Source organism: Methylomonas sp. Uni0011 (assembly GCF_056850255.1).
In genome coordinates this window covers 220,716-246,550 of sequence record NZ_JBVVNO010000004.1, presented here as the reverse complement: position 1 = coordinate 246,550, position 25,835 = coordinate 220,716, and the positions used below count along the sequence as shown (strand labels likewise).

23 protein-coding genes are annotated in these 25,835 nt (G+C 57.7%); 9 read left to right on the top strand and 14 right to left on the bottom strand.

Translation table 11 applies throughout. The features are described 5' to 3' along the window. Nucleotides 1–659 precede the first annotated feature (659 nt). The 4 genes from AC0IM9_RS08360 to AC0IM9_RS08345 are packed head-to-tail and all read left to right on the top strand — an operon-like array spanning nt 660 to nt 6,606. A complete protein-coding gene (locus tag AC0IM9_RS08360; protein ID WP_482803693.1) occupies nt 660–1,991 on the top strand; it encodes a TolC family protein in 1,332 nt (443 codons plus the stop codon). 16 nt (nt 1,992–2,007) lie between these two features. Next, nucleotides 2,008–3,186 carry an efflux RND transporter periplasmic adaptor subunit gene (locus tag AC0IM9_RS08355; protein WP_482803692.1) on the top strand — a complete coding sequence of 393 codons (1,179 nt, stop codon included), beginning with the start codon at nt 2,008–2,010 and terminating at the stop codon, nt 3,184–3,186. A gap of 15 nt (nt 3,187–3,201) precedes the next feature. Further along, nucleotides 3,202–6,270, top strand: coding sequence for an efflux RND transporter permease subunit (locus AC0IM9_RS08350; RefSeq protein ID WP_482803691.1), 3,069 nt, complete (start codon nt 3,202–3,204; stop codon nt 6,268–6,270). Nucleotides 6,271–6,279: 9 nt separating this feature from the next. Next, nucleotides 6,280–6,606 carry a P-II family nitrogen regulator gene (locus tag AC0IM9_RS08345; protein WP_482803690.1) on the top strand — a complete coding sequence of 109 codons (327 nt, stop codon included), beginning with the start codon at nt 6,280–6,282 and terminating at the stop codon, nt 6,604–6,606. A 52-nt stretch (nt 6,607–6,658) separates the two neighbouring features. On the opposite strand, the gene AC0IM9_RS08340 is transcribed toward AC0IM9_RS08345, so the two are convergent. Continuing rightward, complete coding sequence (locus tag AC0IM9_RS08340; RefSeq protein ID WP_445371699.1) at nt 6,659–7,552, bottom strand: phosphoribosylaminoimidazolesuccinocarboxamide synthase; 894 nt, start codon at nt 7,550–7,552, stop codon at nt 6,659–6,661. A 69-nt stretch (nt 7,553–7,621) separates the two neighbouring features. Between AC0IM9_RS08340 and djlA the strand changes: the two genes are divergently transcribed. Beyond that, nucleotides 7,622–8,425: a co-chaperone DjlA gene (gene djlA / locus AC0IM9_RS08335; protein ID WP_482803689.1), complete on the top strand. Its 804-nt coding sequence runs from the start codon at nt 7,622–7,624 to the stop codon at nt 8,423–8,425. A gap of 88 nt (nt 8,426–8,513) precedes the next feature. Here djlA and AC0IM9_RS08330 read toward each other — a convergent pair whose 3' ends face one another. The 12 genes from AC0IM9_RS08330 to AC0IM9_RS08275 form a co-directional block, all read right to left on the bottom strand. Beyond that, nucleotides 8,514–8,675 carry a hypothetical protein gene (locus AC0IM9_RS08330; RefSeq protein ID WP_186289501.1) on the bottom strand — a complete coding sequence of 54 codons (162 nt, stop codon included), beginning with the start codon at nt 8,673–8,675 and terminating at the stop codon, nt 8,514–8,516. A 157-nt stretch (nt 8,676–8,832) separates the two neighbouring features. Beyond that, nucleotides 8,833–9,393, bottom strand: a complete 561-nt coding sequence (locus tag AC0IM9_RS08325) for an IMPACT family protein (RefSeq protein ID WP_482803688.1) — start codon at nt 9,391–9,393, stop codon at nt 8,833–8,835. A gap of 1 nt (nt 9,394) precedes the next feature. Further along, a complete protein-coding gene (locus tag AC0IM9_RS08320) occupies nt 9,395–10,135 on the bottom strand; it encodes an ABC transporter ATP-binding protein (protein ID WP_482803687.1) in 741 nt (246 codons plus the stop codon). Then, the gene (locus AC0IM9_RS08315; RefSeq protein WP_482803686.1) at nt 10,132–10,893 is read right to left on the bottom strand and encodes an ABC transporter permease; all 762 of its coding nucleotides are present in this window, start codon (nt 10,891–10,893) and stop codon (nt 10,132–10,134) included. The genes AC0IM9_RS08320 and AC0IM9_RS08315 overlap by 4 nt, the downstream gene beginning before the upstream one ends. Next, on the bottom strand, nt 10,893–11,855 hold the full coding sequence (locus AC0IM9_RS08310) for an ABC transporter substrate-binding protein (RefSeq protein WP_482803685.1): 963 nt from the start codon (nt 11,853–11,855) through the stop codon (nt 10,893–10,895). Before AC0IM9_RS08310 ends, AC0IM9_RS08315 begins: the two co-directional genes overlap by 1 nt. 93 nt (nt 11,856–11,948) lie before the next feature. Then, a complete protein-coding gene (locus tag AC0IM9_RS08305) occupies nt 11,949–15,218 on the bottom strand; it encodes an EAL domain-containing protein (RefSeq protein WP_482803684.1) in 3,270 nt (1,089 codons plus the stop codon). Between the two features lie 50 nt (nt 15,219–15,268). Continuing rightward, nucleotides 15,269–15,739, bottom strand: a complete 471-nt coding sequence (locus AC0IM9_RS08300; RefSeq protein WP_482803683.1) for a pyridoxamine 5'-phosphate oxidase family protein — start codon at nt 15,737–15,739, stop codon at nt 15,269–15,271. A gap of 4 nt (nt 15,740–15,743) precedes the next feature. Further along, nucleotides 15,744–16,313, bottom strand: a complete 570-nt coding sequence (locus AC0IM9_RS08295) for a DNA-3-methyladenine glycosylase I (protein WP_278210473.1) — start codon at nt 16,311–16,313, stop codon at nt 15,744–15,746. After that, the gene (locus tag AC0IM9_RS08290; protein ID WP_140911434.1) at nt 16,313–16,672 is read right to left on the bottom strand and encodes a YajD family HNH nuclease; all 360 of its coding nucleotides are present in this window, start codon (nt 16,670–16,672) and stop codon (nt 16,313–16,315) included. The genes AC0IM9_RS08295 and AC0IM9_RS08290 overlap by 1 nt, the downstream gene beginning before the upstream one ends. A gap of 15 nt (nt 16,673–16,687) precedes the next feature. Then, the gene (gene moaA / locus AC0IM9_RS08285; protein ID WP_482803682.1) at nt 16,688–17,692 is read right to left on the bottom strand and encodes a GTP 3',8-cyclase MoaA; all 1,005 of its coding nucleotides are present in this window, start codon (nt 17,690–17,692) and stop codon (nt 16,688–16,690) included. Between the two features lie 108 nt (nt 17,693–17,800). Then, a complete protein-coding gene (locus AC0IM9_RS08280) occupies nt 17,801–18,244 on the bottom strand; it encodes an arsenate-mycothiol transferase ArsC (RefSeq protein ID WP_482803681.1) in 444 nt (147 codons plus the stop codon). Between the two features lie 85 nt (nt 18,245–18,329). After that, nucleotides 18,330–19,316 carry a hydrolase gene (locus AC0IM9_RS08275; RefSeq protein WP_482803680.1) on the bottom strand — a complete coding sequence of 329 codons (987 nt, stop codon included), beginning with the start codon at nt 19,314–19,316 and terminating at the stop codon, nt 18,330–18,332. A gap of 141 nt (nt 19,317–19,457) precedes the next feature. Here AC0IM9_RS08275 and AC0IM9_RS08270 point away from each other — a divergent pair, with 141 nt between their 5' ends. Continuing rightward, nucleotides 19,458–20,525 (top strand): lytic transglycosylase domain-containing protein, encoded by a 1,068-nt coding sequence (locus AC0IM9_RS08270; RefSeq protein WP_482803679.1) that lies wholly within the window; start codon nt 19,458–19,460, stop codon nt 20,523–20,525. A gap of 156 nt (nt 20,526–20,681) precedes the next feature. Here the strand turns inward: AC0IM9_RS08270 and AC0IM9_RS08265 are convergent, their stop codons facing one another. Continuing rightward, entirely contained in the window at nt 20,682–21,770 is a 1,089-nt protein-coding gene (locus tag AC0IM9_RS08265; RefSeq protein ID WP_140911429.1) for a phosphatidylinositol-specific phospholipase C, read from the bottom strand. A gap of 324 nt (nt 21,771–22,094) precedes the next feature. On the opposite strand from AC0IM9_RS08265, the gene hemF reads away from it, so the two are divergent. From hemF to AC0IM9_RS08250, 3 genes are all read left to right on the top strand, one after another. Next, nucleotides 22,095–23,012 (top strand): oxygen-dependent coproporphyrinogen oxidase, encoded by a 918-nt coding sequence (gene hemF / locus AC0IM9_RS08260; RefSeq protein WP_482803678.1) that lies wholly within the window; start codon nt 22,095–22,097, stop codon nt 23,010–23,012. 208 nt (nt 23,013–23,220) lie between these two features. Then, complete coding sequence (locus tag AC0IM9_RS08255; protein ID WP_260839221.1) at nt 23,221–23,661, top strand: copper resistance protein NlpE; 441 nt, start codon at nt 23,221–23,223, stop codon at nt 23,659–23,661. A 161-nt stretch (nt 23,662–23,822) separates the two neighbouring features. Next, a complete protein-coding gene (locus AC0IM9_RS08250) occupies nt 23,823–25,832 on the top strand; it encodes an autotransporter family protein (protein WP_482803677.1) in 2,010 nt (669 codons plus the stop codon). The last annotated feature ends 3 nt before the right edge of the window (nt 25,833–25,835 follow it).

The window sequence follows — 25,835 nt, the reverse complement described above, 5'->3', positions numbered from 1 at the left end:
ATGCCTTTCGTCAAATCGTTCGTGGGTTGCGGAAGACGGGGCTCAAGGAGCGAATGCCGAAGTATTGCCGGTAAAAATTTGCTAATTGGTGGAAGCAGGGAATTTTGCGCGTGGTAGCCTGTCGTAGCGGCGTTCGAAAACGTTCGGTTTAGGTCGATATCACTGGAGGTTGGAGATGATTGCTATGCGCTATAACATCAAAAAATTCGGTAAAGTCATTTCGCATATAAGCCCGGAAAAGATGAGCCCGGGGTTGGCGAAAGAATTAAAATCGCGCGGCTACAGAATCAGTAGCGCTTACTACGATCAACATCTTGCCGCTGCCGCTGCCGCGGCCGGTTAAGTTAACCAAGCACCCATCAAATACAGCGAGAAGCCGGCTTAGCGCCGGCTTTTTTTTGGCGTAACTGTTGGAGAAAAAGGTTGCGTGTTATTTCAACCGGTCTGATTCGGTTGATTTGAACCGGCCTCCAGCCAAAATTTCCTGCAGACCATTCAGAAACACAGCGTCAGACGTATATTAATAGCGCCTCGATATTAATTTGGTACAATCGTTGGGTTTTGCGTGCGCTCCAAGACGAGTAGCGGCAGATCAATTTTTGTGGCCTAAAGGTTGCTTTCCGGGGTTAACACCGCTTAATCGAAGACGCTTACTGCTAATGAAAAATTTCTACCTCCGTTTGCTTGCAGTCGCCTGCCCGATCTGGCTTGGGTACGGTTCGGCAAATGCTCAAGAAGCGCAACTGTCGGTCGATGAGGTCGTCGCCCTGTTTTACCAGCGCAATTTGGACCTGATTGCCGCGCAATACAACATCGACCAGACGCGCGCCGAGCAAGTGCTGGCCGGGGCGATTCCTAATCCGGTATTCGGCATCCAAGTCTCCGAAATCAGTAACAATCCCAACATGGGGTCCAATGCCACCGGCTGCAACCATAGCCCCAGCGTATCGTGCGGACCGGCCGAATATTTCTCCTTCAGCCAATTAATCGAAGTTGCCGGTAAACGCGGGCTGCGGATGCAAAGCAGCGGTTTTGCGACACAGGCGGCAGAGAGTGATTTGCGCGATGCCGTGCGCATCTTCAGCAATATGGTGCGCGATGCGTACTTCGATTTGTTACAGGCACAAAAAAACCGGTGGCTGGCGCAGGAAATTGCCAATCATTACCAACAGATAGGTCAGGCTAACGATTTGCGGCTGAAAAGCGGCGATATTGCAGAGGCCGATTATTTGCGGGTGAAAATGGAAAGTTTGCGCGCCCAATCCGATCTGGATAGTGCCCAAGCCGTTGTGGAGCAGGCGCAAGCGGCGCTGGCAGTGCTGCTGCGCTGGCCCGAACAGAGTTTACGTATCGAAGCGAAGGACGCCTGGCCAGCGTTAGCCGATATAGGCCAAACCCGCGACAAGAACGAATTGATCGACCGGGCCTTGCAACAGCGCCCCGACCTGCAAGCCGACAAACAACGCGCCGAACAAGCGAAAAAGGAACTGGAGCTGGCGCGGCGCTTGAAATACCCGGATGTCACTGTCAACGCCGGCTACGCCCGCGACCCGAGTAACAACGCATTAAATTCGGCTTTCGTCGGTTTCAGCGTGCCACTGCCCTTGTTTTACCAGTATCAGGGCGAAGCGGACAAGGCTACCGTCAGTCTGAACCAGTCGCAGCTGGCGGTCGAACAAACCGAACTCGGTATCCGCAACGACGTGGTCAGCGCGTTGGCAGTCTGGAACAGCGCCGACAAGATCGTGCAACGCTTCGATGGCGGTCTGTTAGACGATGCCCGTAGCGTACGCGACAGCGCGGAACTGGCTTTCAGAAAAGGCGCGACCGGCGTGCTGGATTTTGTCGAAGCACAACGCAGCTATAAAAGCGTGATGCGCGACTACTACGCGGCCATGATCAATCGCACGAATGCCTACTTCGATTTAAGCAAAGCGTTGGGCGTCGAACCCAGTGTTGAAAATGCTGCCGCAAGCGTGGGCTCGCGGTAAATGCCGGTAACTTCATATGTACATACCCTACTTCATGAATAAGCAAGCGATTTTCGGTTTACGTCGTTACTCCACACTGTTTGGGTTGCTGGCATTGTTAGTGCTGAATGCCTGTTCCGACTCCGCCGATAAAAATCAGCCTCAGTCGGTTGCGCATGCGCCAGTCGGCGAAGTTTACCTGACCCCCGATTCGCCGAAAAAAGCCTACGTCAAAACCAGCGCGTTGACCCTGACCCGGCCGCCGTTGCTCGAACCGCTGGCCGGCAAAATCGCCTATAACGACAGTGCGACCTCCCGAATCAGTTCTCCGGTAACCGGCCGAGTGCTGAGCAATCCGTTGCCGCTAGGCAGTAAAGTACAAGCCGGAACCACGTTACTGGAATTGCATAGCCCGGAGGTAGCGGATGCCCAAGCCGACTACGCCAAGGCGCAAGCGCAATTGACCTTGGCCGATCGTTCATTCCGGCGCCAGCAAGAGCTATATCAAGGCAAGGTTGTCTCGCGCAAAGAGCTGGAACAGGCCGAGGACGATCTGAGTCAGGCCCGGAGCGAAGTGCAACGTGCGCAAAATCGCTTGAAAAATCTGAAACTGGGATTGGGCCAGAATGATGCCCGCTTTGCATTGCGTTCGCCGATAAACGGCGTCGTGGTGGAGCGTAACGTCAATCCGGGGCAGGAGGTTAGTCCTGGCTTGGACAAGCCGCTGTTCGTCATTTCCGATATTCAACGGCTGACCGTGGTCATGGACGTATTCGAAGTCAATCTGGCCAAGATCAAACCCGGTCAGCAACTGAAAATCTCGGTGCCGGCCTATCCGGGCGAAGCCTTTCCGGCGACGGTAGAGTACGTCGGTCAAGTCCTGAACGAAACCACCCGCAGCGTACAAGTGCGCTGTGCGTTACCGAATCCGGACGGCCGCTTGCTGCCCGGCATGTACGCCACCATCGATGTCGAGAGCCCGCCGGATGCCCAAGCCATCGTCGTGCCTTTAACCGCGGTATTCACCGAAGACGACTCCGACTACGTGTTTGTCGCCGTCGACGAAAACCATTATCGGCAGCGGCCGGTAAAAATCGGCTTGCGGTTGAAGGATCGCGCGGTGGTTACCGAGGGCTTGCAAGCCGGAGAGCAGTTGGTGACCGAGGGGGCCTTGGTGTTGCGCGCCGAGGAAGATGTTAACGATGCCAACTCTTAGCCCAGGATTGCCGAGATGATTGCCCGCGTTATCGCTTTTTGTTTACAACAGCGCCTGATGGTGATCGGCGCCACCTTAGCTATCGCCGTTTCCGGCATCGTTGCCTTCGAGAATCTGCCGGTACAGGCGTTTCCGGACGTGCAAAACGTGTTCGTGCAGGTGGTGACGCAATTTCCCGGCCAAGCGCCGGAGGAAGTGGAAAAGATCATTTCGTTACCGATCGAACGGGAGATGAACGGCTTGCCGCATCTGATCAACATGCGCTCGGTATCGATTTTCGGCCTATCGGTTGTTACGCTGACCTTCGATGATAGCGCCGAAGACTATTTCTCCCGCCAGCAAGTCCTGGAACGTTTGCGCGGCGCCGACCTACCCGGCGACGTTAAACCCCAAATCGGGCCGCTGTCGACCGGCGTTGGCGAGATTTACCGTTACGTAATCGACGCCAAACACCTGCCGTTGACCGAGCAACGGGCCTTGCAGGATTGGGTAATCGAGCCGCGCTTGCGTACGGTGCAAGGGGTGGCGGACGTGGTGTCTTATGGCGGCGGCGTCAAGGAGTACAAAGTTGTAGTCCGGCCGGATAGTCTGAAAAACTACCGGCTGGATCTGAATCAGGTTTATAGCGCCATTGCGGCCAACAACACCAATACCGGCGGCGGCTATATCGAGGATGGCGATGAGGCCTTGGTAGTCAGAGGCATCGGTTTACTGAAATCGGCCGATGAGATCGGCGAAATCGTCGTCACCAGTAACGACGGTGTGCCGATCCGGGTCAAAGACGTCGCCGACATTCGGGTCGGCCCGCAACCTCGGACCGGAATCGTCTCGCTAAACCAGCGCGACGATATCGTCGAAGGCATCGTGCTGCTGATCAAAGGCCGCGACGCGGTCGGCGTACTCGACGGCGTCAAGCAGAAAATCGAAGAATTGAATGCGTTCGGATTGCCGCCGGGCGTGAAAATCACGCCGATTTACGACCGTACCGAATTGGTCGGACACACCGTGCATACCGTAGAACACAACATGATCGAAGGTGCGGTATTGATTCTGATCATTCTGCTGGTGTTTCTGCAACGCTTCATGGCCGCGTTTCTGGTCACGCTGATCATCCCGTTGTCGTTGCTGTTTGCCTTCATTTTGGTCGATTTGGGCGGCATTTCCGCCAATCTGATTTCGCTCGGCGCGATCGATTTCGGCATCATCGTCGACAGCACCGTGGTGCTGGTGGAAGCGGTCATGGTGCAGGTAACGTTGGATATGCAGCGCACCGGCGACATCCGCGTTTTGCGGCAATCCTTGTTGAATACCGCGACCGAAATGGGGCGGCCGATTTTGTTTTCCAAAATCATCATCATCATCGCCTTTCTGCCGATTTTTACCTTCCAGCGGGTCGAGGCCAAAATTTTCTCGCCGATGGCTTATACGCTGAGCTTTGCGTTGGTGGCTTCGATGCTGTTCAGCCTGACCTTTATCCCGTCGATGCTGACCTATTTACTCGGGCCCAAGCTGGCCGAACGCCATAATCCGCTGGTACATGCGATGGAGCACCATTACCGCAACATTCTGGAATGGGTGTTGAAACATGCCCGATTGGTGTTTTTCGCGGCGGTCGGCACCTTGGCATTGAGCGTGCTGTCGGTGCGCTTGATCGGCACCGAATTCATGCCCAAACTGGACGAGGGCAATATCTGGCTGACCATCACGCTGCCGACGCCGGTATCGTTGACCACCGCCAAAGATATCGAACGCAAGGTTCGCGACCGCTTGGAAACCTTCGCCGAGGCCAAAACCATCCTGACCCAACTGGGCCGCCCCGAAGACGGCACCGACCCCAAAGGCTTCAACAATCTGGAGGTGTTGATAGACCTGAAGCCGAAGGAAACCTGGCGTTACGCCAAAAAAGACGAGCTGGTCCAGGCCATGGATAAGGCGCTAGCGATTTTTCCGGGGATTCAGACCAACTTTTCCCAAGTGATTCAGGATAACGTCGAAGAAGCCATATCCGGGGTTAAGGGCGAGATCGCAATCAAAGTATTCGGTAGCGATCTGCAAACCCTGCAGGACAAGGCGGACCAGATTACCCACATCCTGGCCGGCATTCGCGGTGCCAGCGACGTCGCCGCTGAACAGCAAGCCGGTCTGGCCCAAGTCATCGTCGACATCGATCGGGCCAAGATATCCCGCTACGGCATCAACGTGGCCGATGTGGAACAGGTATTGGAAATCGGCATGGGCGGCAAAGCGGCATCCCAGTTTCTGGAAGGCGAACGCCGCTTCGATATCGCGCTGCGTTATGCCGAAAACGCCCGCGATTCGATATCCGGCCTGGAAAGTCTGACCGTGCAAACCCCGGCGGGGCAATTGATACCGTTGTCCGAATTGGCGACGATCAAGGTCAACCAAGGCGCATCCCGCATCAGCCGCGAAGAAAACATGCGCCGGATTGCGATCAAATGCAATCTGATCGACCGCGACCAGGGCAGCTTCGTCGCCGAAGCCCAAGCCAAGGTGGCGGCGCAAGTGGCGTTGCCGCCCGGTTATCGCATCGTCTGGAGCGGCCAGTTCGAAAACCAACAGCGAGCGATGAAGCGCTTGGCGATTATCGTGCCGATCAGTCTGGGTTTGATCTTCGTGTTGTTGTTCTGGACTTTCATGTCGGTTAAAAATGCCTTGCTGATCGTGATGAACGTGCCGTTTGCGTTGATCGGCGGTTTATTGATCCTGCTGGCAACCGACATCAATCTCAGCGTTTCCGCCGCGGTAGGATTCATCGCCTTGTTCGGGATTGCGGTGCAGAACGGCGTGATTCTGGTGTCGCAGTTGAACAAACTGCGCCGCGAGGGTCAATCCTTGCACGACGCGATCGTCAACGGCTCGGTCAGCCGGCTCAGGCCGGTGGTGATGACGGCGTTGATGGCGATGCTGGGCTTGTTCCCGGCGGCATTGTCTACCAGCGTCGGCTCCGAGACCGCCAAGCCGTTTGCCGTGGTCATTATTGGTGGCCTGATTAGCGCGACCTTGCTAACCTTGACCCTGCTGCCGGCGCTATACCGTTACTTTGCCGAAGCCGACGAGCTTTAAAGGATGGTCATGAAAGAAATCCGCGCTTATATACAGCCGCATAAACTCAACCAATTGACGATGGCCTTGATGGAAATTCCGGATTTTCCGGGGATGTCGATCATGGATTGCGAAGGTTTCGGCCGCGAACGCACCGAACACGTGCAAGACTACAAACCGTTTCTGGCCAAAAAGCGGATCGAGATCTTCGCGCCGGAGCATCTGGTGGAGACCATTTTTCAGACCATCATGCAGGTGGCGCGTAGCGGCCACCATGGCGACGGGAAGGTCTACATCGTCGATGCGGTGGCGGGCGGGCGGATCAGTACCGGCGAACGGGATGCGGATCTGGGCTGAGCGGTTTCGGCGTCAGCCCGATAAAGGCGAATGCGGCTGAATTCGGCAGCGCTCAGCCCAACAGCTTCAATTCCGCCTCGCGATATTTCTCGGCGCACTTTCGGCTGACTTCTTCCGGCAATTTCGGGCCGGGAGCGGTTTTGTTCCAATCCAAGGTTTCCAGGTAGTCGCGCAAATACTGCTTGTCGAAGCTGGGCGGGCTGATGCCGACTTGGTATTGTTCGACCGGCCAGAAGCGCGACGAGTCCGGCGTCAGCGCCTCGTCGATCAGGAATAGGGTGCCGGCGGCGTCCAGGCCGAATTCGAACTTGGTATCGGCGATAATGATGCCGCGCTGGCGGGCGTATTCGGCAGCGGTGGTATACAGTTGCAAGCTGGCGTCGCGAACTTTGCCGGCGATTTCCTCGCCCATCAACGCCACGGTGTCGGCAAAGCTGATGTTCTCGTCGTGCACGCCGACTTCGGCTTTGCTGGACGGCGTATAGATCGGTTGCGGCAGTTGCTGCGCCTGTTGCAGGCCTGCCGGCAGTTCGATGCCGCAGACCGCGCCGCAACGCTGGTAGTCCTTCCAGCCGGAACCGATCAGGTAACCGCGGACGATGGCTTCCACCGGCAACGGTTTCAGGCGTTTGACGATGATGGCACGGCCTTCGACCTGGGCTCTGAGCTCCGGATCGGGAATCACGTCGGCCAGCGTTAAATCGTCGCTCAAGTGGTTCGGAATGATGTCGCGCATTTTTTCGAACCAGAAGTTGGAGACGCTGGTCAATACCCGGCCTTTGCCCGGAATCGGATCGGGCATGATCACGTCGAACGCCGACATCCGGTCGGTGGTGACGATCAGCAGATGGCTGTCGTCGATTTCGTACATGTCGCGGACTTTGCCGCGGCCGAGCAGTTTCAGATGCGGCAGAGAGGATTCGTATAGTGCGGCGGGGACGTTCATATCGGGGGCGGATAGTCAGTGGATATTGGTCGAAATTTTATCATTAATCGAAAGAGGGATAGTTAACGCATGAGTTGGTTGGGTAAATTGGTTGGCGGCGCTTTCGGCTTCCTGATGGGCGGGCCGCTGGGCGCCATTTTCGGTGCCGCGGTCGGACACCAGTTCGATGCCGGGATGCAAGGCATGGCGGATCAGACCTTGCATCCGGGCCAGCAGCATCGGGTACAGACCGCGTTTTTTACCGCGACCTTTGCCGTGATGGGGCATGTGGCGAAGGTCGACGGCCGGGTGTCGAGCGAGGAAATCGGCTTGGCCAACCGGGTCATGGACAATATGGAGCTGACGCCGGAATTGCGCGACGCGGCGATCCACTTATTTCGCCAGGGTAAGCAAACCGGCTTTCCGTTGGCGGAAGTGCTGCAGCAATTTCGCAACGAGTGCCACCGACGTACGCATTTGTTGCGGATGTTCGTCGAAATCCAATTGCAGGCGGCGTTTGCCGACGGCGTGTTCGATGCCAGCGAGGAAGCCTTGCTGGCGGATATTTGCCGGCAGCTCGGCTTGTCGGAATTCGAATATCGGCTGATCAAGGGCCAGGTTGCTGCGCAGCAGCGTTTTCGCCAGCAGAGCGGCAGGTCATCAACCTCGGATCCGGCCGCGCCGCAATTGACGGATGCTTATGCCGCGCTGGGGGTGTCGTCGGCAGCCAGCGAGGCAGAAATCAAAAAAGCTTACCGCCGGCTGATGAGCCAGCATCATCCGGATAAGTTGGTGGCTAAAGGTTTGCCGGAAGAAATGATGGCGCTGGCCAAACAGAAAACGCAGCAGATCAGGAAAGCTTACGAAACGATCAAAGAAAGCCGGGGCTTTTAAAAAAATGCCCGCGTCACCTGGGGACAGGTGAGCGGGCTAAGCTAAACAGAGCTACTGCTTGATCGCGTGAGGAGGTACAACAAACAGGTTAAGCGCGGAACGAGCCGTTAAAGTCCAGATTGCTGGAAATAGTGGCGGCTCCGAACAGCATGGTGGAGATAATGAACTCACCCGACATGAAGCCAAACACGCCGGAGGTAAAAAACAGACCAGTGAGTATGTCTCGGTAAAGATTGTTAGATTTGCTCATGTTTTCTCCCTGACTGATGACAGTCAATTCAATGAAGACGGTTCTACTATATGAGCTAGTTCTTTTATTTACAATACCGGCTATTGTGTACATCTTGTTTCTGATTGGGAAACAATTCTGCAATAAAGCTGTCACATTGGGCTGCTATGAGCCGGCTTTATGCCAGAAAGGCGTTGAGAGAAGCCAGATGGTGCTTGGGCAGTTTTACCGTCAGGCGCACGTTGTCGCTGAAATCCTGCGCCAGAATGCAGCCGTCCAATTTTTTTAACTGGTATTCCAGCGGCTGCAATTGGTTATAGTCCAAGGTCAGGCTGACTTCGGCAAATTCGATGTAGTCGACAATGTCCGCCGCTTCGATCACCGCTTTGGCGACATTGCCGTAAGCCCGGGTCAAGCCGCCGGCACCGAGTTTGACGCCGCCGAAATAACGCACGACGGCGACCAGCAGATTGATCAGTTGCTTCCCTTCCAAATGTTGAAATATCGGTTTGCCGGCGGTGCCGCTGGGTTCGCCGGCATCGTGAAAGCGGCAGATCAGTCCGTCGGCCGACTGGATCCGGTAGGCGTAAACGATATGGCTGGCATCCGGATACCGTCGGTGCAGGTCGTTTAAAAACCCAAGCGCCTCGGCTTCGGAACGGCAGGGACTGATGATGCCGATGAAACGGGATTTCTTGATGATTTCTTCGACCTGGCAGGCCGCGACGACGATTTTCACGTTACAACAGTCCGTTGATAGCCGGATGCTGACTCAACAAATATTCGCGGAAGGCTTCGATTTGGGCTTCGTCGTGGCGGCCGTCGCGCGGTATATCGACGGTAATATCGCTGACGATACGCATCGGCGGCGGCGACAAGAAGATCAGGCGGTCGGCCAGCGCGATTGCCTCGCGCAAATCGTGGCTGACGAACAAGACCGTATGCGGCCGTTGTTGCCACAGCGCATACAGCAGCGTCCGCACCTGCCGGGCACTGGGCGCGTCCAGCGACACGAAGGGCTCGTCCATCAGCAGGATATCGGGATTCACGGCAAAGGCGCGGATAATTGCCACCCGGCGCTGCATGCCCAGCGACAAGCGCTCGGGATAACTGTGTTGCACCGCATCGAGCTGCATGCCGGCCAGTAGTTCGTCGATCAGTGCGGCCGGCGGCGGGCCGGCGAAGACTAATTCGATGTTCTGGCGAACGGTCCGCCACGGCAGCAGCCGCGGACTTTGGAACACATAACCGATTTTAGCGGCGGCGGCCTGGCCGCCAATCCGAATTTGGCCTTGGTAGTGGCTGTCCAGGCCGGCCACCATGTTAAGCAGTGTGGTTTTGCCGCAGCCCGATGGGCCCAGCAAACAGACGAATTCGTTGGGTTCGACCTCGAACTGCAAGTCGGCGATCGTCCTATGCTGACTTCCGCCATGGCCGTCGCGGTAGGTTTTGTCTTGAATGCTGATACTGATTGCGTTCATCGCCGCCACCTTAACGCCGCCCGGTCCATGGGGCGCAACACCAGCCATTCGATGGCCTGGATCACCGCGACGAAAGCAAAGGTATAAGCCAATAGGCTGGCAACGTCGAACAATTGGAAAAACAAATGCAATTGGTAACCCATGCCGTCGCTACGGCCCAGCAATTCCACCAGCAAAATGATCTTCCAAATCAGGGCCAGTCCGGAGCGGGTGGCGGCCATCACGAACGGGTGCAATTGCGGCCAAATCACGTGCCTGAGCGTTTTTTTGCGGCCGAAACGGTAACTCTGTGCCATTTCCAGCAAATCCTTGTCCAGCGCCCGCGCGCCCTCGCGGATCGTGACCACCACGTTGGGCAATTTGTTGACCACGACCGCCAGAATTGCTGCCGATTCGTCCAGGCCGAACCAGATGTAACACAGGATGATCGTGACCAAAGCCGGGATGTTCAGAAAAATCACCAGCCAATTGTCGAAGAACGCGTCCAGGCTTTTGTTTTTGCCTAACAACAGGCCGATCGCGCAACCGAGCAGCATCGCAATCGAAAAACTGACTGCCAACCGATACAGCGTGGCACCCAGGTGGCGCGGTAGTTCGCCGGAAGCGGTTGCGCGCCAGAACACTCCGGCCACCTTTGCCGGCAGCGGCAGACTGGGATCGTTGAGCGACATCGCCGCCGCTTGCCAGATGCCTAACAACAGTAATAGCGATAACAGCGTAACGACGCCGTTACGTTGTCCGGTGATACCGAAGACCATCAATCGCCAGACCAGAATGTGCCGGGCTGTATCCGGTCGGAAGCGCCGGTCAGTTTGCTATCGACCTGATGCAGCATCCGGTAAATCTTTTCGGCAGCGGTTTGTTGGGCTGGCGCCCATTGCTCGATACGGCCTTTGCAGTAACCGGCGCGGAGTTTTTCTTGCTCGGTGGGGTTGCCGGCTTCGGTCAGCGGCAGGATTTTCGTCCATTCCGCATCGTCGCTGCACAAGCTGTCGCGGGCTTGTCTGCTCAATTCGAAGAATTGCTTCAGTGCGGCTTTATGCTGATCGGCCCACTCCTGTTTGAAAACATAGCCGATGCTGGGCACGGTCTCCACGACGCCTAATTGGCGGACGATGTCTTCGCCGCTGAGCAAGGTGCGGTAACCCCTGGCTTCCAGGCGAACGGCGAATTGCCAGTAGGTCAATAGCGCATCGACGCGCTTATCCAGCAATTGCTGGCTGAGCAAGGGCGGTGCGCCGTAGATTTTTTCGACGCCGGCATTCAGGTCCAATTGCTGCTGCCGGCCCAAGGCTTGCAGCAACAGCCAGTTTTTATCCAGTTCGCCGCCGGCGATCCCCAGTTTTTTGCCTTTCAGATCGGCCAGCGTTTTGATCGGGCTATCGTTTGCGACCAGCAAGGCACCGGAAGTATCGGAAAACGGGTAAAAACTCAACTTGATGCCTTCGCCGCGCATGCTCGAGGTCCAGATCCAGTCGGAGACGATCAGATCGACCGCGCCGGCTTGCAGCGCAACTTTACCGGCCTGCTGGTTGGCGACGGCGACGTTTTCCACGGCGAAGCCGGCCTGATCCAACAAGCCCTGGTTTCGCATCGCCGCCAATTCCCAGCTCAATGTGCCGGAGGCCATGGCGCCGACTCTGATCGCGGTTTTCTCGGCGGCGTCGCCGATGGCAGCGAACAGTGCCGCCGCAGTAAACAGGCCGATTTTCAAGTTCATCTTTATTATCCCTGGCTGAATGTCGAGCTGGCGATTTTAACGCAGCCGCGGCGATTGTAAGAACGTTTCTCCCAGCCGTTTCCAAACCCGCGGTCAACTGTGGAACTGAGCGGCCGGAACCGGCCGGCCAATGTGGTAGCCCTGGTAGGACAAACAGCCTTTTTCCCGCAAAAACAGGATTTGTTCCTCGGTTTCCACGCCTTCCGCAATTACATGCAGGCGCAGGCTTTTCGCCATGTTGATAATCGTCTCGACGATAACAGCGTCGTTTTGGTCTTCAGGTAGGTCTCTGACAAAGCTTTGGTCGATTTTGAGCTGGCTGATCGGTAAGGTTTTCAGGTAGGACAGGGACGAGTAACCGATGCCGAAATCGTCGATCGAGGTTTTGACGCCCAAACGCTGTAAATCGCGCATTTTTCTGACGGTGTCGTCGATGTTGCTGATCACGGAACCTTCGGTCAATTCGATCACCAGACGATCGGCAGACAGGCCGGCGTCGGCCAGAATGCGTTCGATTTGTTCGACGAAGTCCGGCTGGCGGAATTGGCGGGAGCTGACGTTGACGGCAACGTGGCCGATTGGCCGGTTCTCGCGGTCCCAGGCACGGATCTGGCGGCAGGTCTCGCGGATCACCCATTCGCCGAGCGGCAAAATCAGGCGGGTGTCTTCGGCGATCGGGATGAACTCGGCCGGAGAAATCATGCCGCGTTGCGGATGCTGCCAGCGAATCAAAGCCTCGGCGCTCACCACCCGGCCGCTTTCGTCGACCTGAGGTTGGTAATGCAACACGAATTGGCATTGCTTTAATGCCTCGCGAATTTCCTTTTCCAGCGTCAGCCTGCGGTCGGCGGTTTCCTGCATCGACGGCCGGTAGAAGCTGATGCCGTTGCGGCCGCCTTCCTTGGCACGGTACATCGCCGTGTCGGCTTGCTGGATCACCGCTTCCGGCTGTTCGGCGGCCTCCGGGAACAGTGTGACGCCGATGCTGGTGGAAAAATGGTGTTCGCTGCCTTGTACAGTGAATGGCTGGTTGATGGTGTGCAGAATCTTCTCGGCCAGCATCACCGCGTGGTGCGTGGCTCGGGCCAATTCGTTGTAACGACCCGGTATCATGACGATGAATTCGTCGCCGCCCAGGCGGCAGGCGGTATCCTCCTCCCGAATGATGGCGCGCAAACGCTGAGCCACCTGGGTCAGCAACTCGTCGCCGACCTGGTGGCCGCGGGAATCGTTTAGGGTTTTGAAATGGTCCAGATCCAGGAAAAACAGCGCACCGTAGCAATGTTGGCGCTTGGCGGCGGCAATTTCCTGTTTCAAGCGGTCCAACAGCAGGCGCCGGTTCGGCAAGCCGGTTAGAGGATCGTAAAACGCCAGCTCGTGGATCTCGCGCTCGGCGGCCTTTTGGTCGCTGATGTCGGAAAAAATCGCGACATAGTTCAGTTGCTTGCCGCTCTCGTCGCGGACGCCGGTCACTGTCAGCCGCTCCGGGAACACGTCGCCGTTTTTGCGCCGGTTCCAGATCTCGCCGCGCCACTGGTTGTCGCGCAGCAAGGCGCGGAACAGCCCGTGTAGCAAGCCCGGCGTTTGGCGGACTTTGGTCAACAGATCCGGCCGCCGGCCGATCACGTCTTCCGGGCTATAGCCGGTAATGCGGCTAAAGGCTTCGTTGACGCGCAGAACCGTACCTTTGGCGTCGGTCACCATGATCGCCTCGTGCGACTGAAACGTCGCGGCGGCAATCCGCAATTCGTTTTCTTGCCGCTTGCGGCGTTCGATTTCGCTGTTCAGGGCTTGGTTGCTGCGCAGTAAGTCGCGGGTGCGCAGCGCCACCAAGTCTTCGATGCGGGCAGTACGGCCGGTCATCAGCATCAGGCCGAAACTGGTCAGGCCGCACAATAGAAAACTGCCCGCCAATAACCGCCATGCCGTCCAGGAATGTTGGTCGCTGTAGAACTTGGCCGACGGCCGGTAACGAACATTCCAGATGCGGTCGGCTATTTTTAATTCCAATTGCCGCTGCAATTGCATCAGGCTGACAGCAGACTCCGCTGCGGTTTCGCCAAACAGCATCCGGTCGCCGTCGTATATGCTCAACGACAACTCGTCGGCTTCGAGGCGGGTGACGATTTCCCCGACTTCGCTGCCGAGGCGGAAGACGTTGGCCACCAAGCCAAGCAAATGTGCTTCGCTCTGCGCAACCGAACCCAGCGGTTTGCCCTTGGCGTAGACCGGGGAAAATACGGCAAAGCCGAATTCACCGTCGCTAAACGTCAACGGGCCGGTGGCACTGGTTTTGCCGGAGGTGATGGCTTGTTCCATGGCGTCGCGCAGTTCGGGTTGAGTCAGTGCATCGAGGCCCAGGTTTTGTTCATTACCGAACCAGTAAGTTATCGGCAGATAAAAGTCGCGCTCCGCCGCCGCGGTATTGGCGCCTTGAGCATTGCGTTCCAGAATTGGCATCCCTTCCCGGTTTTCGAATTCGCGGCGCTGGGCGCGTCCGACTTTCGGTAACCATTCCAGAACTTCCAGTTCCGGATGGCGGCTGAATATGGTGTGGGCGAATAAGCGAAATTCGTTGCGGTCGACGCTGTCGGAGCTGTCGAACAAGGCCTTCAACAACTGGTTGTTCAATACGTCGTTGTCGAAATGCTGCTGAATGCTCTGGTGCAGCAAATTGGTCTGGCTCTCGAATAATTCGCGGATACGGCGGTTCTCCAGATTGCTGCTGTAGGCTACGGCGACCACAACCAGTAACAGGGTTGCCGCCAGCGGATATACCACGAACTGTTGGCGTTGGCGCCAAGTGTGGCGCGGGGCGCCGATGAAAGCCAGCAGGATGGGCGTGAAGATCACCGTGCCGATCGAGTCGCCTACCCACCAAGTACTCCAGTTAAGGCCGATCCCGGAGAATTCGATGCATCCGAGCAAGTAAAGCAAGCTGGTGCCCAGCGTCGGTGTCAGCAGGCAACTGACGATGGCCAAGACATAGAAGTGGAGGATGTGGCGGTCTTCCAGCAACGGGTTGTGCGGCCCGATCCAGCGGTTGATTAAAAATGCGCCGAGCCAGGCTTGGCCGCAGGCGGCAATGGCGACAGCGGAACCCACCCAATAGGCTAACGCCGGCGACTGGCCGTCGGTAAGCCCGTAGAACGCATAGGTTTGGGCGGCGATAGCACCGATTGCCAGACCCGGCAGGATTTTTCGACCGGAATGTAACATGCCGGCCAGGGCGATACCGGCCGGCGGCCAAATTGCACTGGCTTCGCTGGGCGGAATAGCCAGCAAATGCCCCAGAAAGCCGCCGATGAAATACGCCAACGCGAAAAAACTGTTGCTCAGTAGCGGTTTAAGAAAAACAGGCATGACGGTTAAGCGGGCTCCATGGTCGGTCGAGCGTGCTGATCCGGAATAGTTTACCCTGACTGGGCCGGGTCGCGTGGGTTGGCGCTAAAGTTATAGGCTTTGCCGAAGCCGGCAACATAGTGGTAGCGAGTCGGCGTCAAGGCCAGCAAGCGGAAATCGGGCAAGGTGCGCAGCAGACCGACGACGTTGCCGAAACGGGCTTCTAGGCTATCAAGTAATTCGACGTAATGCGGATGGTCCGGCTCGATTTCGGCGACCGTGCAGTTTACGCTGGCTCTGGGTCTGGCAAACGGATTGCCGGCCGCCTCGCCTAAAAACAGTAACGAACCCTGCCGGCGCAGCAACATGTTGCCGGTATGCTGGGCCAGGCCGCTGACATATACGTAAAACACGCCGTCATGCTGCAACACCGTCGCATAGCTGGCTTCGGCATCCCCGTCGGCCGCGCAACTGGCGATCGTCGCGGCGTCGCTCGCGGCGATCAGGCGCAGACAATCGGCTTCCGGAGCGGCGGCTTGCATCGCTTTACGGCCGGGCCAATTCCGCGTGGCGGAAGCAATCGACGGTGTGGTCGTTGACCATCCCCACCGCCTGCATATAGGCGTAGCAGATGGTGCGGCCGACGAACTTGAAGCCGCGTTTTTGCAGATCCTTGCTCATGCGTTCGGATTCGAGCGAATAGGCGGGTATTTCGGCATGGGTTTGCCAGCGGTTCTGTAGCGTGCGGCCGTCGACAAAGCCCCAAATGTAACTGTCGAAGCTGCCGAACTGCTGTTGTACCGCCAGAAATGCTCTGGCGTTGGCGACAGCGGACTGGATTTTCAAGCGGTTTCTGACGATGCCGGGGTTTGCTAATAACTGTTCGAGTTTGGCCGGACCGTACTCGGCGACGGCCCGCGGGTCGAAACCATCGAAAGCGCTACGGTAGGCCGGGCGTTTGTCCAGGATCGTGCGCCAACTCAGGCCGGCCTGGGCGCCTTCCAGCACCAGAAATTCGAACAGGCCGCGGTCGTCGTGGAGCGGTTCGCCCCACTCGCTGTCGTGGTAGCGCTCCTCGTTGGCGCTGGCCAGCGCCCAGACGCATTTGGCCGTCATCAGTCTTTGTTCATCATTTTTTTCAGATCGGCGAACGGGTTGAAAGTCGCCGTTGGCGATTTGCCGTCCGTGCTGCTTTTGCCGCCGTAGCGCACCTGTTCTTCGTAGCGCTGGTGCTCGTTATCGTGGCAGTACAAACACAGCAGCTCCCAATTGCTGCCGTCGGGCGGATTGTGGTCGTGGTCGTGGTTGATATGGTGTACCGTCAGCTCGCGTAGATTCTTATGGTCGAACTCTCTGGCGCAGCGTCCGCAGATCCACGGATACAGTTTCAAGGCCTGTTCCCGGTAGCCTTTTTCCCGCTCTTCTTTGTAGCGCCGGGCTTCGGCAACGATATGGTAGGCTTTGTTATCCGACATGGTGTCCTCCGTTTCTCAACCGCCGGTCGCGTTCATGTGCCGCAAAATCATCGGCTGTTCGTGAATATTGAATTCGTGTTTCTCGGGTTTGATCTGCATCGCCGCGACGATGGCTTGTTTCAGCGCGGCCATATCGCCCGGCTGCTCCCTGACCACGCGTTTCAGGTCCACCGAGTGCTCGTTACCCAGACACAGCAGCAAGCGGCCTTCCGCTGTCAGCCTGACCCGGTTGCAGCTGCCGCAGAAATTGGCGCTGTGCGGCGAGATAAAACCGACCCGGCTGGCGCTACCGTCGACGCGGTAGTAAGCCGACGGACCGCCGGTGTTGTCGGCGATCGCTTGTAAGTTGAAACGACAGCTCAAGTCGCGGCGGATTTCGTCGCTGGGATAAAAACTCTCGCCGCGGTGGTGGCGGTCTACCACGCCGAGCGGCATTTCTTCGATGAAGCTGATGTCCAGGCCATGGTCCAGCGCAAACTGCACCAGATCGACGACCTCGTCGTGGTTGCGGTGTTTCATGATCACCGCATTCAGTTTGATGCGCTCGAAACCGGCGGCGCGGGCGGCGGCGAGCCCGTCCAACACCCGTTGTAAATTGCCGGTGCGGGTCAGTTCCCGGAATTTGTCCGGATGCAGGGTATCCAGGCTGATATTCAGGCGTTTGACGCCGGCGGCGCGCAAATCGTCGGCCATTTCGACCAGTTGCGAGCCGTTGCTGGTCAGTACCAGTTCGTTCAAGCCGGGCATACTGCCGATTTCGCGCAGCAGACCGAGCGCGCCCTTTCGCACCAACGGCTCGCCACCGGTAACCCGAATCTTTGTCACGCCGAGTTCGACAAAGGCCTGACAGATCGTGCGAATTTCCTCCAGGCTGAGGATTTGGCTGCGCGGCAGGAATTCCATGTCTTCGGCCATGCAGTAAACGCAACGGAAATCGCAGCGGTCGGTGATCGAGACCCGCAGATAATTGACCACTCGGCCGAAGCGGTCTATCAGTTGCAACGGTTTATTCGGTGCCATTACAGAACAATGAAAACGAAAGGAAACAAATAGTAACACGCTGCCGCCCAGTGTAAGAACGGCTCAAGCTCAGATTGCGCGTTTCCTGAGCAGTTCCGGATTCGGTGGTTAGCGGCCGGCGTCGGCCAAACGTTGCAACAACCCGAGTACCGCGGTTTCGATTTGCGGCAGGGCCTGATCCGGATGGCTGTCGCCGATGTCGTCGACTTGCCAGTATTCGACACGCTCGACCCACTCCGGAAATCGTTGCAGCAACATCGGCTGATGCTCGCTGCGTTTCAAGGCCACGATCAGGCGGGCGCGCTGCAAATCGGGTTCCCCGACCGCGAGCGGCGGCCTTACCGGTTCGGCCGGGATTCGGCGCAAAGCCAGGCCACGCAGGGTGTGCGGCGAAATCGGCCCGGCATCGGGTTCCAGCAATTCGATCGCCAAACCGCGCGAATCGGCGCGCCATGGCAAGCGGTAAGCCGGCGCGTGGTGGTTAAAAAGGTACTCGGCGAAACGGCTGCGGTAGTAATTGCCGGTGCAAAGAAACAAGACTTGATCATGCATGCGAAGGTCTGCCCTGCCAGTAGGCCAGCGTTTAACGGTGCCCGGCATTAGACAACGCCGCCGGGCCGTTTTCAAGTCTGCCCAATCAGGCCTGCAACTGCGCCTTTAAAAATCCGCCGATTTTCGCTTCCAGCCAGTAAGCGGGCCGGAACCCCGATCCGCCGACGAAGCCGACATGGCCGCCGCCTTTGCTGATTTCCAAATGCACTGCGGCCGACAGTTCCGCCGGACTCGGCAACACGCGTTCGGTCATGAACGGATCGTCCTTGGCTTGCAGCAACAAGGTCGGCACCCGGATCAGCGGCAAAAACTGGCGCGAGCTGCTGCGGCGGTAATAGTCGGCGGCGTCGGCGAAACCGTGCAGCCGCGCTACCACCCGATCATCGTATTGCCAGAAGGAGCGAATCGGCCGCAAATCGCCGAGTTGGCGGATCCGTTCGGCCTGGTCGTCGCGGCCGATAGCCAGCAGATGGCGTTGCTTGATCCGCATGTATTGCTTCAATTCCCGCAACAGGTAGTCGCGGTAGATTCTGGAAAAACCCCGGTCCAGTTTGTCGGCGCATTCGCTCAGCACCAGCGGTACCGATACTGCGGCGGCGGCGAACAGGTCGGCATCGGTGCCTTGCTCGCCCAACCACTTCAGCAATACGTTGCCGCCCAGCGAAAAGCCGATCGCCGCCAGCGGCCGGCGCGGAAAACGCCGGCGCAGTTCCCGGTGCAAAAAGCCGATGTCCTCGGTTTCGCCGGAGTGGTAGCAGCGGGCCAAGCGGTTCATTTCGCCGCTGCAGCCGCGAAAATTCAGGGCCACGCTGGCAAAGCCCTGGCTTGGCAAGCTGTGTTGCAGACCGGCGATATAACCCGAGCGGCTGCTGCCGGCCAGGCCATGCAGCAAAATCACCAGCGGTTTGGTCTCGTCTTCGCCCCAGTCGATATCCAGAAAATCGCCGTCCGGCGTTTCCAGCCGTTCGCGGCGAATGGCGGCCGGTGGCGCGGTCCGCCGCAGCAAGGCCGGATAAATGGTTTGCAGATGGGGGCCGTTCAGCCACCAGGCCGGGCGGAAAGCGTTGTGCATGGTTGGCGCCTGCTTTATAGTTGAGCCGAGTATGAATACCAGCCGCAGAATATACCGCCGCTCGCGGCAAATGCCAGCCGGTGCGGTTTCGGCAGCTAAATCCGCTCCCCCTATTTCCTTCGCTGAATTTCCGATGGTTCGATGTCCCGGCCTGTACCGATAAAAAAAGCTCAGGCAAAGCCGCGGCCACCGGCTCGCGCCGGCCGCGCCAAACCGCCGCGTAAAGCCAAACGCAAACCGCCGTTTCGGGCGGAATGGAACGGCTGGCTGCTCAGTCTGGAAATTGCGGCGCTGGCGGTCGCCGCGGTGTTGGCGACCATGTTTCTGCTGGGCTATTCGGCCAGCTGGTTGTCCGGCCCCGGTTTTTTTGCCAATTTGTTGCCCTTCGCCGGCGGTGTCGTCTTGCTGGTGTTGGCCGCGGCATTATTGTTGATTGTCTGGTGGCAGGCGCGGCGCTGGCTCAGCGAGCGTTTGCGCTATTTGCCGGCCGCGACGGCTGTCGCGTTGGCGCTTAGCTGGGTTTGGTTCGTGCTGCACGACGGTTACACGCCGGTATTCACCCATTTCCGGACCCTGGTCGGCGGCAAGCAGGAGGCCGAGCGGGTGACGCTGGCGCACCAAGTCTATGCCGCGTATCGCCGGCACGACACCGGCGGCCTGCAAAAAATGCTGGCGCGGGCGGCGGCGTTCGATCCGCCGATTACCGATGCGGCAAAGGCGTTCGATGTCGATGCCGATTTGCTGCACGGTATCGCCGCCACCGAATCGTCGTTCATGCCGCGCGACAGCCGCGACGGCGGCAAGGGCTTGTTTCAAATTACCGCGGTACCCAAATCCATCACCCGCGAAGCCGCCCGCGAACTCGGCGTGGCCGAGCCCTCGGTCGCCGACCCTCGCCACAACGCCTATCTCGCCGCGGCGACTTTCAAGCACTACCTGGAAGAAATGAACGATGATCTGTTCCTGGGCTTGCTGGCTTATAACATCGGCCCGCGCAACGGCGGTTTGCGTTTCATCATGCAGCAATACGGCGCCAGCGATTTCGCGACGATGCAGCCGTATCTGCAAACCCTGCCGCGGGATTACCCGATCCGGGTGTTGTCCTATGCCTTGGCGTTCAAGTTGTGGCGGCACGACGGCAAGTTATTGGCTTATGAGGAGGGCGATAACGCCGTGCATATCCAACAGGTGGGGATTCCGGGGCTTTGAACGGCGGGTTGGCGGGTAGTCCGGCGGAGATTCGGACCAATGCCGTTCAGTTTGGAAAAACTCTCATCCCGGCAGTGAATGCCGGCTGCCACATCCCTGTGGACTGGATACCGGCAATCCCTGCCGGTATGACGGCTTAACCTACTGGCATTCGGTTTACCTGTTCATCGCAATCACGTTGTTGATCAGGCTGATGCCGGGAAAGTCGGCCATGATGATGCCCACCCGTTTGGTCAGGCGGATGTTCAGATTCAAGCGTTTGTACAATTCGTTCAAAGTGGCGTAATTCAGGCGCAGATCGGCGATGAATTTACTGCTGAGCTGGTTGGTTCCCAGGAAGGCGATCGAGCACAGGCTGCCCAGGCAACTGACCCTTGGGAAATCCGGATAGGTATTCGGGTTGGTCAGCGTGGTCAGGCCGGTCATCAATTGCGGCGCGCCGGTCTCGTGGGAACTGTGGCCGCTGGCGACGAAATACGGGAAGGCGCCGGTCGCACCGCTCAGGTAATTCAGATAGATTTTATTGCTGTCGCCGGTTGATGCCGACATGATTTGGCTTTTGACCTGCTGCCATTTGCCGTACAAGTCCCAGTTGGTTTTCAGTTCATAGTTGTCCTGCACCGTGCCCTGGTTTTCCAGCGACGAGTACGAGATGCCCTGTAACACGCCGGCGAAGTTTTGCAGCATTACCACCTTGCCGCGGACTGAACCCAGTGTCGGATTACTGGTGCCGTTCGGTGTCCAGAACAGGCCGGGATATTTACTGGCGATGGCGTTGAAGGTGTCGGCAAAGCTGCGGGTATTGTTCTTGCCGGTATTTTCCTCCTTGACCCGCATCACCACGGTTTCGCCCGGATTCGCCGCCAAAAAGGCGTCGACAGTATCCAACACGTCGCTGAAGGTCGCGTTTTGCAACACGATGCCGTGGGCGATTTGGAAATTGTTGGCGATATGCCAGCAACGGATATCCAGCACCCGGATGCCGGCGTTCAATTGGGTTTCCAGGTCCATGGACTGGGTTTGGGGAATGTCGCCGCCGTACAAAGCCATCGAATCGTGAGTTCCTGGTAGCGACAATTGGCTCAATCTCAGCGTATCCGGCAGCGCAGTCAGCCATTTGGGATTGACGGCGCCGTTGTAACTGTCGTGGGAATAGGCGGCGTGGTCGATGGCGGTGGCGGCACCGGCGTCGAAGGCGATCGCGGCGGCGAATGTGCAGGCGGTCAAAATGGATTTGATGTTCATAGTAGCGTCCTCTTTTTGGCGGAAATTTGTTGGGTTAATGCCGATTGCTTCGGTCGCTAACTACATCGCAAAGCCCGTGCCGGATTGGGCGATATTTTTTATATGTTTGATAAAAAAGGATTATTTTGAATTTTGCCGACTGCTGGCGTTGAGATGATGGCCGATTTCGATACGATATTTCGTAAGCAGTACAATATGCCGTAACTCGCTAGCCGCTAGCGGCTGCCGGAAAAATCGTGCGGTCGGCAGCGGTTTGCCTGCTTTCGCCGCGCCGAATTTGTGTTAATTTTGCCGGCTCGTTTCGTTACCACAGGAGCCTGCCGCATGAGCCACGACCCCGAAATAGCTGCGGTAAAGCAGTATTTACTCGATTTGCAAGACCGGATTTGCGCCGCGCTGGAGGCGGAAGAGGCGGATGCGCACTTCACCGAAGACGCCTGGCAGCGGGCCGAGGGCGGTGGCGGCCGCAGCCGGGTGTTAGCCGGCGGCCAGGTATTCGAACAGGGCGGCGTCAATTTCTCCCACGTGTTCGGCGACAGCCTGCCGCCGTCGGCGACCGCGAAACGGCCGGAGCTGGCCAACCGGCGGTTCGAGGCGATGGGGGTGTCGCTGGTGATCCACCCGCGCAACCCGTACGTGCCGACCTCGCATGCCAACGTCCGCTTTTTCATCGCCAAAAAAGACGGCGAGCCGTCGATCTGGTGGTTTGGCGGCGGCTTCGATTTGACGCCGTTTTACCCGTTTTTGGAAGACGTCGAGCATTGGCATCGCACCGCCCGCGCCGCCTGCCAACCGTTCGGCGATGAGGTTTACCCCAAATATAAAAAGTGGTGCGACGAATATTTCTATTTGAAACACCGCAACGAAACCCGCGGCGTCGGCGGCCTGTTCTTCGACGATTTGAACGAACCGGATTTCGCCCAGGCCTTCGCCTTTATGCAAAGCGTCGGCGATCATTACATACCGGCCTATTTGCCGATCGTGCAAAAACGGCGCCATACCCCCTACGGCGAGCGGGAGCGCGATTTTCAGTTATATCGCCGCGGCCGCTACGTGGAATTCAATCTGGTATACGACCGCGGCACCTTGTTCGGTTTACAGACCGGCGGCCGCACCGAATCGATTTTGATGTCGATGCCGCCGCTGGCCCGCTGGCAATATAATTGGCAGCCCGAGCCGGGCAGTGCCGAAGCCGAGTTATACGAAAAGTATCTAAAACCGCAGAATTGGTTGGGAAATTAACGCCGAATCGAGCGATAGCCGCCAAATTGATCTCGGCCGATAAACTGGTATTCTTGGTTGCGGCACTATTCGAATTCGTCTTTAACCACGCTTGAAAACGGAAAAATCTGGTATGCAAACATTAACTAAAACAATAACAAAGACTGCGACGATGATTGTTTTCGGCGCATTACTGCCGCTTGGTCACGCTGCCTGGGCGGAGTCGGACATGAAATTGCAGGAAAAAGCGCTGAAGGCGCGGGAAATGCAGAACATGGACCACTCCAAGCATGCCGAGATGGAGGAAGCCGATCCGACCGGCGGCTTTCGCGGTGTGTTCTATGGTTATCTGCCTTGCGAAAAGGAAGGTTGCGACGGTTTTAAAATGACCTTGTCCTTAAAGCAAAAGAATAATTACTTGCTGGTTACTCAATATGCGCAGGCGTCCTCCCGCGAGTATTACGACAAGGGTAAATACGCTTGGGACGATAACAGCCGGATTCTGACTTTGGTATCCAATAAATCCGAGGAAAAACGCCTGTTTGCGATCAAGGACCAAGGCACCTTGGTGCATTTGAATAAAGACGGCCAGCCGTTGGCGGGCGATCAGGACGATTACACCCTGAGCCGTAGCGACAAGGCCAAGTCCCGCGAAGTGCACATCCACTAGCGGCCGGCGGCTGTTGTTAACGTCGCTCGCCTCCGGGCCGCGGCCGGCGGCCCGATAAATCGGCGAGAGCATCTATAATTCCAGGCTGGTAAATTTTATTTTGGCGCCCTCGGTCAGTCTTAACCGGGGGCGCATCCGAATTTGGCAGCACCAAGGATTGTATGCTCGACCTGATCACCGAATTATCCCGGCAACAGCACGCGCTGGCTCGGCGGCGCTATGGCGTCGGAGTCGCAGCGCTGGGCTTAAGCTGGTCTTTGACTGGCGCGGCAGCATTGCCGGACTCGGCTCCGGTATCCAGCGAATTTTATTCCCTGCAACTCTACGGGCTTGGTTTCGAAGCCGGCGGCCAGCGGGCCGGGGTGCATATTTACGACCACACCTTCGATGCTGCCGCTTTCGGTTTTCTCAGCGTCGTCAACGCCAATACCTCGCAAACTATTTTTTCCCGGACCTACGGCGATTACGGTAACTTTACGACGGCAGGCACTTTTTCCGAGAATTTCCTGTTGCCGTACGCTACGCCGTTGAATATCAGCATCAATGGCCGCGAATTCAGCAATATGTCGATCCTGATCGGCGGCCAGGTCGTCGCTTCCGGCGGCAGTTTTAACGGCCAGTTTCCCAGCTATTCCACGGCGTTGACGATAACGGAACCGGACCCGCAGGCCAACAACGACAGCTACGCCACGACCAAGGATCTGCCGGTGGCCATCAATCCGCTGGCGAACGACCTCAATGCGGCGCAACTCGTTAGCATCGGCAGTCCGGCCCACGGCAGCATCGGCAACGGCCGGAACGGCATGGTCTATACCCCGGCGCCGGGCTTCGTCGGTACCGACAGTTTCAGTTATACCGTCAGCAATACCAATAACGTCCAGGCCAGCGCGACCGTGACTGTGACTGTGGCCGACGGCGTTTTAAGCGATGCCGGCCCCGATCCGGAAGACAAAACCCTGATCGAAGTGGTCGAGAATATCGTTTCCAGCGGCGGCGCGTCGCCGGCCCTGCTGGAGCGGGCCGAGGGCATCGCCTTGCTGCTGAATCAACCGGGCGGCGTGGAGAAAGTCACTGAGGCTTTGCAAAACCTGGCGCCCGAGGAAACCGTATCCCAGGCCCTGAGCGGCAGCCGCTTGTCGCGGATTCAAGTCAATAACATCAACCAACGCCTGATCGAGCTGCGCGGCGGCGCGACCGGCATCAGCCTGAAGGGGCTGTCGTTGAACGTGGACGGGCAAAGTTTGCCGGGTTCGACCTTGGCCGGTTTGGCGCCGTATCGGGCCAAAGGCGGCGCGGCCGGTGACGGCGAGTTGTTCGAGCGGCTGGGTTTGTTTGCCAACGGCCAGTTCGAAACCGGCGATCGCAGTGAGACCCGGCTCGACCCCGGCTACCGTTCCAGAACCTACGGCGTCAGTATCGGCGCCGACTATTGGCTGACCCGCAAGCTCTTGCTCGGCGTTTCTGCCGGCTACGGTTACACCGATTCCAAACTCAGCGCCAACGCCAGCCAATTGGATATCGACGCCTACACCGTGTCCGGTTTCGGTTCGTACTCGATTAGCGACAACATGTTCGTCGATTTCATCGCCAACGGCACGTTTAATGCTTACAAAAACGTCCGCAATATCGCTTACGTCGACGCTTTCGGCCCGGTCAACGAACAAGCCAAGGCCGACGTCGACGGCGCGCAGCAGCGTTACAGTTCGACGCTGGGCTACGACTATCCCTGGGGCGCCTGGACCTTCGGTTTGCGCGGGCGCGGCGAATACAGCAAGCTGGTGATCGGCGCCTACCGCGAACACGGCGCCGCCGGGTTGAATCTGGCCATTGCCGGGCAAGAGATCGTGTCGGCGACCAGCGGCTTGGGCTTTATCGTCAACTACGCCGCCAGCACGCCGTTCGGCGTATTCACGCCGCAAGTCAATCTGGAATGGGAGCACGAATATCAAAAGGATGCGCGGCGGATTCTGGCCAGTTTCGTCGACGACCGTTCCGGCAATACCTTTTCGGTACGGACCGGTGGGCCGGACCGCGACTATCTGAATCTACGCAGTTCGGTGTCGGCCACGTTACCTAACGGCGGCTCGGCATTTATCCAATACGAAACCGTGCTCAGCTTACAGCACGAAAGCCGGCATACCTTTAATGCCGGCGTACGGTTTTCTTTTTGAGCA

Bases quoted from the DNA above. Each gene is read 5' to 3' on its own strand.
- AC0IM9_RS08360 (WP_482803693.1), top strand. From the start codon at position 660: ATGAAAAATTTCTACCTCCGTTTGCTTGCAGTCGCCTGCCCGATCTGG.
- AC0IM9_RS08355 (WP_482803692.1), top strand. From the start codon at position 2,008: ATGTACATACCCTACTTCATGAATAAGCAAGCGATTTTCGGTTTACGT.
- AC0IM9_RS08350 (WP_482803691.1), top strand. From the start codon at position 3,202: ATGATTGCCCGCGTTATCGCTTTTTGTTTACAACAGCGCCTGATGGTG.
- AC0IM9_RS08345 (WP_482803690.1), top strand. From the start codon at position 6,280: ATGAAAGAAATCCGCGCTTATATACAGCCGCATAAACTCAACCAATTG.
- AC0IM9_RS08340 (WP_445371699.1), bottom strand. From the start codon at position 7,552: ATGAACGTCCCCGCCGCACTATACGAATCCTCTCTGCCGCATCTGAAA.
- djlA (WP_482803689.1), top strand. From the start codon at position 7,622: ATGAGTTGGTTGGGTAAATTGGTTGGCGGCGCTTTCGGCTTCCTGATG.
- AC0IM9_RS08330 (WP_186289501.1), bottom strand. From the start codon at position 8,675: ATGAGCAAATCTAACAATCTTTACCGAGACATACTCACTGGTCTGTTT.
- AC0IM9_RS08320 (WP_482803687.1), bottom strand. From the start codon at position 10,135: ATGAACGCAATCAGTATCAGCATTCAAGACAAAACCTACCGCGACGGC.
- AC0IM9_RS08315 (WP_482803686.1), bottom strand. From the start codon at position 10,893: ATGGTCTTCGGTATCACCGGACAACGTAACGGCGTCGTTACGCTGTTA.
- AC0IM9_RS08310 (WP_482803685.1), bottom strand. From the start codon at position 11,855: ATGAACTTGAAAATCGGCCTGTTTACTGCGGCGGCACTGTTCGCTGCC.
- AC0IM9_RS08305 (WP_482803684.1), bottom strand. From the start codon at position 15,218: ATGCCTGTTTTTCTTAAACCGCTACTGAGCAACAGTTTTTTCGCGTTG.
- AC0IM9_RS08300 (WP_482803683.1), bottom strand. From the start codon at position 15,739: ATGCAAGCCGCCGCTCCGGAAGCCGATTGTCTGCGCCTGATCGCCGCG.
- AC0IM9_RS08295 (WP_278210473.1), bottom strand. From the start codon at position 16,313: ATGACGGCCAAATGCGTCTGGGCGCTGGCCAGCGCCAACGAGGAGCGC.
- AC0IM9_RS08290 (WP_140911434.1), bottom strand. From the start codon at position 16,672: ATGTCGGATAACAAAGCCTACCATATCGTTGCCGAAGCCCGGCGCTAC.
- moaA (WP_482803682.1), bottom strand. From the start codon at position 17,692: ATGGCACCGAATAAACCGTTGCAACTGATAGACCGCTTCGGCCGAGTG.
- AC0IM9_RS08280 (WP_482803681.1), bottom strand. From the start codon at position 18,244: ATGCATGATCAAGTCTTGTTTCTTTGCACCGGCAATTACTACCGCAGC.
- AC0IM9_RS08275 (WP_482803680.1), bottom strand. From the start codon at position 19,316: ATGCACAACGCTTTCCGCCCGGCCTGGTGGCTGAACGGCCCCCATCTG.
- AC0IM9_RS08270 (WP_482803679.1), top strand. From the start codon at position 19,458: ATGTCCCGGCCTGTACCGATAAAAAAAGCTCAGGCAAAGCCGCGGCCA.
- AC0IM9_RS08265 (WP_140911429.1), bottom strand. From the start codon at position 21,770: ATGAACATCAAATCCATTTTGACCGCCTGCACATTCGCCGCCGCGATC.
- hemF (WP_482803678.1), top strand. From the start codon at position 22,095: ATGAGCCACGACCCCGAAATAGCTGCGGTAAAGCAGTATTTACTCGAT.
- AC0IM9_RS08255 (WP_260839221.1), top strand. From the start codon at position 23,221: ATGAAATTGCAGGAAAAAGCGCTGAAGGCGCGGGAAATGCAGAACATG.
- AC0IM9_RS08250 (WP_482803677.1), top strand. From the start codon at position 23,823: ATGCTCGACCTGATCACCGAATTATCCCGGCAACAGCACGCGCTGGCT.